This window comes from Paenibacillus sp. BC26 (assembly GCF_900116125.1).
Taxonomy (GTDB): Bacteria; Bacillota; Bacilli; order Paenibacillales; family Paenibacillaceae; genus Paenibacillus_Z; species Paenibacillus_Z lignilyticus.
In genome coordinates this window covers 3,617,665-3,624,190 of record NZ_FPAD01000001.1, presented here as the reverse complement: position 1 = coordinate 3,624,190, position 6,526 = coordinate 3,617,665, and the positions used below count along the sequence as shown (strand labels likewise).

The following is a 6,526-nucleotide window of genomic DNA, read 5'->3' as shown; positions in this document are numbered from 1 at the left end:
GAAAGACGATCAGGTTGATAGGTTCGAGGTGGAAGTGCAGCAATGCATGCAGCTGACGAATACTAATCGGTCGAGGGCTTATCCTACGAACATTCAGCTCGGATGTTCAACTTCGGACAACATCAGCTAAAACAAGACCTTCGCAAAGGTTCGTATCCAGTTTTCAGGGCGTAAGCCTTGTCTATAGTATCGCTAACGCGATCACCGTTTGGTGGCGATGGCGGAGGGGAACCACGCGTACCCATCCCGAACACGACCGTTAAGCCCTCCAGCGCCGATGGTACTTGGACCGCAGGGTCCTGGGAGAGTAGGACGTCGCCAAGCACGATGAACCGACCACAACTATTGTGGTCGGTTTTTCGTTGTTTACGAGCTTAATTACCGATGGCGATGGCAGAGAAGGATGAGGCTGGATCCAATGAGCAGGTCACGGGCACAATCACCTAACCCCATTAATCTCTACTATAATGTTCAAACGGGGCCGCCGGACCTGGTCCTTGAAAAGATTACAGCCACCTAACGGTCATAAATATCTGTTATAAGCCCAGAACACCAAAAATTTGTTATCTAACGGTCAATAATGTCTGTTAGAAGCCATGGTACCCCAAATAAGAAATCTAACGGTCACTAATGTCCGTTAGAACCGAAAATCTGCTCAAAACACTAATGAATCAGCTGTAATGGACAATAGTGACCGTTACAGTCGGGCTAATGGCGATAAATGGCTGTAATGGTCATTTAAGACCGTTACAATTTTATTAGGAGAGTAGGCCCGGCCGCCAAGCACGAATTACCGGGTGGTCGGTTGCTGCCAGCCGCAAACTGCCCAGCCGCAAGCTACCCGGCCGCCCAGCCGGCCCAGCCGGACTCCAGGCAAACTTGCCTGGAGATGCCTCAGCGTCGACTCTACTCCGTAGAGTCGTTTTTTTGTTGTGCGAATACAAGGGATGTGGTACCTTGGATTTCGTAACATAACTTCATCGAAAGAGAACGCTTACATCCGAATGGGGGATAACGTCGATGCAATCATTTCAAAACTACGAGGAATTTTGGCCGTTCTACCTTTCACAGCATCGGAAAGCATCGACAAGGGCTTGGCATTTTGTAGGTACGTCATGTGTACTCTTGTGTGTGGCCGCGAGCTTTGTGTTTCAGTGGTGGTTGTTTCTGCTGGCACCTGTTATCGCATACGGACTGGCCTGGTTCAGCCATTTCTTTATCGAAGGGAATAAGCCGGCCACTTTCGGGCATCCCGTATGGTCGCTGCGGGCGGATTTTCGAATGTATGGTTACATGCTGTTTGGCAAGCTGGGTCAAGAGTTAAAGAAGAATGGCATCAATAAATAACGAGTCGGATCAAGGGGATGCCGCGCGTGTGGAGAAGAATTCAAGGGAATGCGAGAAATTGCTTGCTCTATGAGCCGCTGTTTCTGATCCCATTTAACATGTACATGACGTATGCTTCGATTTATATGCTTGAGTTGGGAGTAAGCGAAACACAGATAGGGCTTATTACATCGATCGGCATGGCCATGCAAATTTTCACTTCCTTAATCAGCGGGCACTTGACTGACAAAATGGGCAGGCGGCGCGCGCTGCTTGTATATGATCTCATTAGTTGGAGCGTTGCGACTTTGATCTGGGCGGTATCGCAAAATTTCTGGTTCTTCCTGGTGGCCGCAGTTGTGAACAGCTTCCAGCGCGTGCCGACTACAGCTTGGTATTGTCTGCTCGTAGAGGATACCGATCCGGAGGATCGTTCCATCGTGTTTACGATTCTGATGTTTATCGGGGTTATCGGGGGGCTGTTCGCACCGCTTGGCGGCTTGTTTGTCAGCCAATTCACATTAGTGCCGGCTATGCGCATCATGTATGTCATTGCCTTCATTGGGATGACCATCATGATGATCGTGCGTCATTTCACGACACACGAGACAGCGATCGGCTTGAAGAAGATGGAAGAAAGCTCAAAAGTCAGCCTGTCGGATACGATAACGGAATACAAAGACGTTATGAAGTTGATCGTAGCGAATAAAGCGCTGATGATTATTTTCGGCGTGTACATCTTGTTCAATTTCCAGATGACACTGCGTAATACGTACTTGTCTGTCTATTGGGTGGATGCCCTTCACATCAATGATTCGATCATTTCCATATTCCCGGCGATTTCTTCGGCTGCCATGATCCTTTTTCTGATGGTGGCTACCCCAAGGCTCAAAGAGCGGCTTGCCAATCAGTATATGATTGCGGGGTTCTTGATTTCGGCGGTGTCTTTCGTCATGCTGCTGACAACCGCACCTGAGAACATTACGGCGACGATCATTAGTACGGTACTGATGGCCATTGGGGGTCTGCTGGCGAGCCCTTATTTGGAGTCCTCCATACAGAATGCAATCGATGACCATAACCGAGCGAAAGTCTTCTCTATTCTGGGCGTGCTTATCCTGATTTTCACGTTTCCTGCGGGCATACTTGGCGGCTGGACGTATACGATCAATGCCAAGTTTCCGCTTGTCTTTATCGTCGTGGCGTTCCTGGCAAGCGTGATTATGATGATCCTGTATGGCAGAAGAACCTCACGAACCGACTTGCACAGCTCCATCTCGGGGTAATAGTTCTTGGTAAAACAAGGAAAAACCGTGCTGCTGATATTGAATCAGCGCATGGTTTTTTACGTTTCAGCAGGAAGTGCGTCAATGTACAATTTGCGATATGAAGTAAAGAATGGAATATATAAACATCAAATACGCGCCTCTATAATTAGCCTTGTAAGCACCACTACAAAGTAAAGGGGTAGAACATGAAACGGTATACAAAGCTAGCAAAAGGCGTTACGCTCTCTCTCGTCCTTGGCATGCTTCCAACGCTGGCTGCTTGTTCCGACAGCAACAACAGCAATCAAGAAGCCGCGAACAATTCAGCAACGAAGACGAACAATCAAGCTGCAAACAACGGTGCGGCAGCAACCAACGAGAAGCCGGCGGCTGATATTTGGAACCTGAAATTCGATCCTCCGATTACGATTACAACTGCGGTTGTAGATGATGGCGCCTCCAGGGGGAATGCTTTCAAGCCCGGTGAGTCCATGGAGGACAATGTGCATACCCGCTGGATGAAAGAAAACATGGGGATCGACATTAAGTTTGATTTTATCGTTACGAAACCGGAAGATTACGATACGAAAATTCGTTTGCTGCTTTCCAGCAACGGGAAGCTTCCTGATGTATTCTCGGCTCCGGGCGACTCGGTTCAGAATCTGATTGCCGCGGATCGGGTTATGCCGCTGGATGAAGCGATAGAGAAATATGCGCATCCGGAATACAAAAAGATTCTTGAGAAATACAACTATGCGCTAGGCGGAGTAAAACGTGACGGCAAGCTTTACGGATTGCCAAGCTTCTTCATGGGCGATGAAGGTACGGTCATGTGGATTCGTAAAGATTGGCTGGATACGCTCGGTTTGCAACCGCCTAAAACGGTAGCTGAACTTGAAAACGTTCTCAAACAATTTACCGAAAACGATCCGGACGGCAACGGCAAAGCGGATACATTCGGTCTGGCAGTACCGTTAAAAGAAGGTCCATGGACATGGATGGGGCAAACGGACGCGATTGTCGGCGCATTTACGAAACAAATGATCAATACGTACGATGTTACCAGCTACTGGAACTTAGGCGATGACGGCAAATTGAGCTACGGCGCGATTCATCCGGATGCGAAGAAGTACCTGGAAACGATGAGGGACTGGATGAGCAAAGGTTACATGGATAAAGAAGCCGGAATCAAAGATCCAATGAAAGCTTCCGAAATGGCTGCCAGCGGCAAAGCAGGCGTTATGTTTGGACCGTTCTGGATGGGCGACTGGCCGCTTAGCGACGTCACCAAACTGAATCCAAAAGCAGATTTCGAGCCATTCGAGCTTCCTGCCGGTGCTGACGGTACAGTTGGCCGCGCTGAGAAGTCGATCACGGGCGGCTTCACAATGTTCAACAAAGACTTCAAAGATATCGAAGCATGGTTCGCTTACTTCAACAAAATCTTCGCTAAAAACTTGGAGCAAGAAGGCGATCCGTACTTCGATCCACGCTTCAAGGACGGTTATCACGAAGGGTACGATTATGTAAATATGGACGGTAAAATCGTCAAAGGGAACTACAAGGACGCAGGCGTGCCGGAAGACAAATGGCCGCTTAAAGACGGCAGCCGCATGGATATGCGTTTCATGATCGCAAGCATCATTGGCGGTACAACGACGATTCCGTTCTCCAATGACGCCCCGATCAAGAAATTCCTTGCCGATCCGAATGCAGAGCCGCTGACGACAAGAGAGTTTGACGTCAAGCAAATGGCGAAGAAGCAAATCATTGCTGCCGGTGTCCGGATGAACCAAGGCATCGAAGAAGGTAAAAACTATTTCACCGGTCCGATGACGGCTACAATGAAATCCAAAGGCGAGCTGCTGAAGAAACTCGCTACGGAGAGCTACCTGAAAATTATTTACGGCGAGAAGCCGCTCGAGTTCTTCGACGAATTCTCTAAGCAATGGCTGGATAACGGCGGCGAGAAGATTACCGAAGAAGTGAACGAATGGTACGCCGAAAGTATCAAATAACAACCATGAAGTGACAGCGTTCAAAACGGGGGAGAGGCTGCTGCAAGCTGTCGCCGATCCCCCGTTTTTCTATGGAAAGGAAGGATGCAGCGTGGCGTCATATTGGAGGAAGACATGGCCGTTTCATTTACTGGTGTTGCCTGCGTTAGTGTTATGTATCATTTTCAACTACATTCCGTTATTCGGCGTCATCATTGCCTTTGAAGACTACCAGCCATGGCTTGGCATTACGAAGTCGGCATGGGTCGGACTGGAGCATTTCCGCACCTTGTTTGAATATCCGGACAGCAAACAGGTGATTTGGAACACCCTCATTATTGCATCATTTAAACTAGTCATTAATTTGTTCGTACCGATCATATTCGCGCTTCTGCTAAACGAAGTTGCCAAAACATACTTCAAACGAATTCTGCAGACACTTGTCTATTTGCCCCACTTCTTATCTTGGGTCATTCTTGGCGGGATCATGATCGATATTCTATCAACGGACGGCGGAATCGTGAATCGGCTGATCGAAGCGTTTGGCGGCAAGAGCATCTTCTTCCTGGGCGATGGCCAGTGGTTTCGGGTTACGGTCATTATCAGCGACGTGTGGAAGGAATTCGGCTTCTCGGCGATTATCTTCCTGGCTACGCTCGTCGGTATTAATCCGGCTTTATATGAAGCGGCAGAGATTGATGGGGCCACCCGTTGGCAGCAAGTCATTTACATATCCATACCCCTCATATTGCCTATCGTGATCGTAGTAGCAACGTTATCTCTGGGTCGTATTTTGGATGCCGGATTTGATCAAATCTTAAATCTCTATAATCCGCTTGTATTCTCGCATGGCGACATTATTGATACGTTTGTTTACCGCGTAGGCTTGAATAATGGTCAATTCAGCTTTGGTACGGCCGTGGGGCTATTTAAGTCGGTAATCGGCTTCATCTTGATTATTGTCAGCTACAGATTGGCTTACAAGCTAGCCAACTACCGAATCTTCTAAAGGAGGCCCGTAATGAAATTTCGCTCCCGAGGTTACGCTGCATTTGCGATTTCCAACAATATTCTGTTAAGTTTGCTCGGCATTCTCTGTATCCTTCCGTTGATCCACGTATTTGCGGTGTCCTTCAGCTCACGTGCCGCAGCGACAGCGAACATCGTCAATTTCTGGCCAATCGGTTTTACAGTGGACGCCTATGCCAAGACATTAGCCAATGAGAAGTTTTTGATGGCCATGTGGATCGGTGCAGAGCGTACGATTCTGGGGACGGTCATATCGATGGCTGTTATTACGATGGCGTCCTACAGTTTATCGAAAACAAGCCTTCGATTTCCCGGGCGTCAAGTGTATACGTGGGTGTTCGTCTTCACGATGTTATTCTCAGGGGGATTAATTCCTTCTTATATTGTGATCAGCAAGCTTCATCTGCTGGACAGCATTTGGGCTCTCGTATTGCCCGGTGCGGTAAGCGTGTGGAACATGATCCTCATGCTCAACTTCTTCCGAACCATTCCGCAGGACTTGGAGGAAGCGGCCTACATCGATGGTGCCGGCCATTTGCGCGTACTATGGAGTGTTTATTTACCGGTATCGATGCCCTCTATCGCGACGTTATCGCTGTTCACGATGGTATCGCATTGGAACTCTTGGTTTGATGGCATCATCTATATGTCGAAGCCGGATGGCTACCCGCTGGCCTCGTATCTGCACTCCATGATTGTCAGCGACAACTTATCCCGAATCGGCGTATCGACGGAATCGATTGCCAACTTCTCGAACCGAACGGTCAAAGCGGCACAGATCTTCATCGGAGCTTTACCGATTCTGATGGTGTATCCGTTTCTGCAGAAATATTTTGTCAAAGGGATCGTGCTCGGTTCTGTAAAATCCTAATCTAGTCGTTATTCATCTCAAAGTGGAACGGATTC

Annotated in this window: 5 protein-coding genes and 2 rRNA genes; all 7 read left to right on the top strand. The window is 48.4% G+C overall.

The features are described 5' to 3' along the window. A 23S ribosomal RNA gene (locus BM412_RS16395) occupies window positions 1-86 on the top strand; the annotation flags it as partial. Between the two features lie 121 nt (window positions 87-207). Beyond that, window positions 208-324, top strand: a 5S ribosomal RNA gene (gene rrf, locus BM412_RS16390). Window positions 325-1,020: 696 nt separating this feature from the next. After that, complete coding sequence (locus BM412_RS16385; RefSeq protein WP_091220003.1) at window positions 1,021-1,347, top strand: Mpo1-like protein; 327 nt, start codon at window positions 1,021-1,023, stop codon at window positions 1,345-1,347. 17 nt (window positions 1,348-1,364) lie between these two features. Beyond that, window positions 1,365-2,612 (top strand): MFS transporter, encoded by a 1,248-nt coding sequence (locus BM412_RS16380; RefSeq protein ID WP_091220001.1) that lies wholly within the window; start codon window positions 1,365-1,367, stop codon window positions 2,610-2,612. A gap of 188 nt (window positions 2,613-2,800) precedes the next feature. Continuing rightward, window positions 2,801-4,612, top strand: coding sequence for a type 2 periplasmic-binding domain-containing protein (locus BM412_RS16375; protein WP_091219999.1), 1,812 nt, complete (start codon window positions 2,801-2,803; stop codon window positions 4,610-4,612). Between the two features lie 91 nt (window positions 4,613-4,703). Next, window positions 4,704-5,600: an ABC transporter permease gene (locus BM412_RS16370; protein WP_256256377.1), complete on the top strand. Its 897-nt coding sequence runs from the start codon at window positions 4,704-4,706 to the stop codon at window positions 5,598-5,600. Window positions 5,601-5,612: 12 nt separating this feature from the next. Next, on the top strand, window positions 5,613-6,491 hold the full coding sequence (locus BM412_RS16365; RefSeq protein ID WP_091219996.1) for a carbohydrate ABC transporter permease: 879 nt from the start codon (window positions 5,613-5,615) through the stop codon (window positions 6,489-6,491). Window positions 6,492-6,526: the final 35 nt, after the last annotated feature.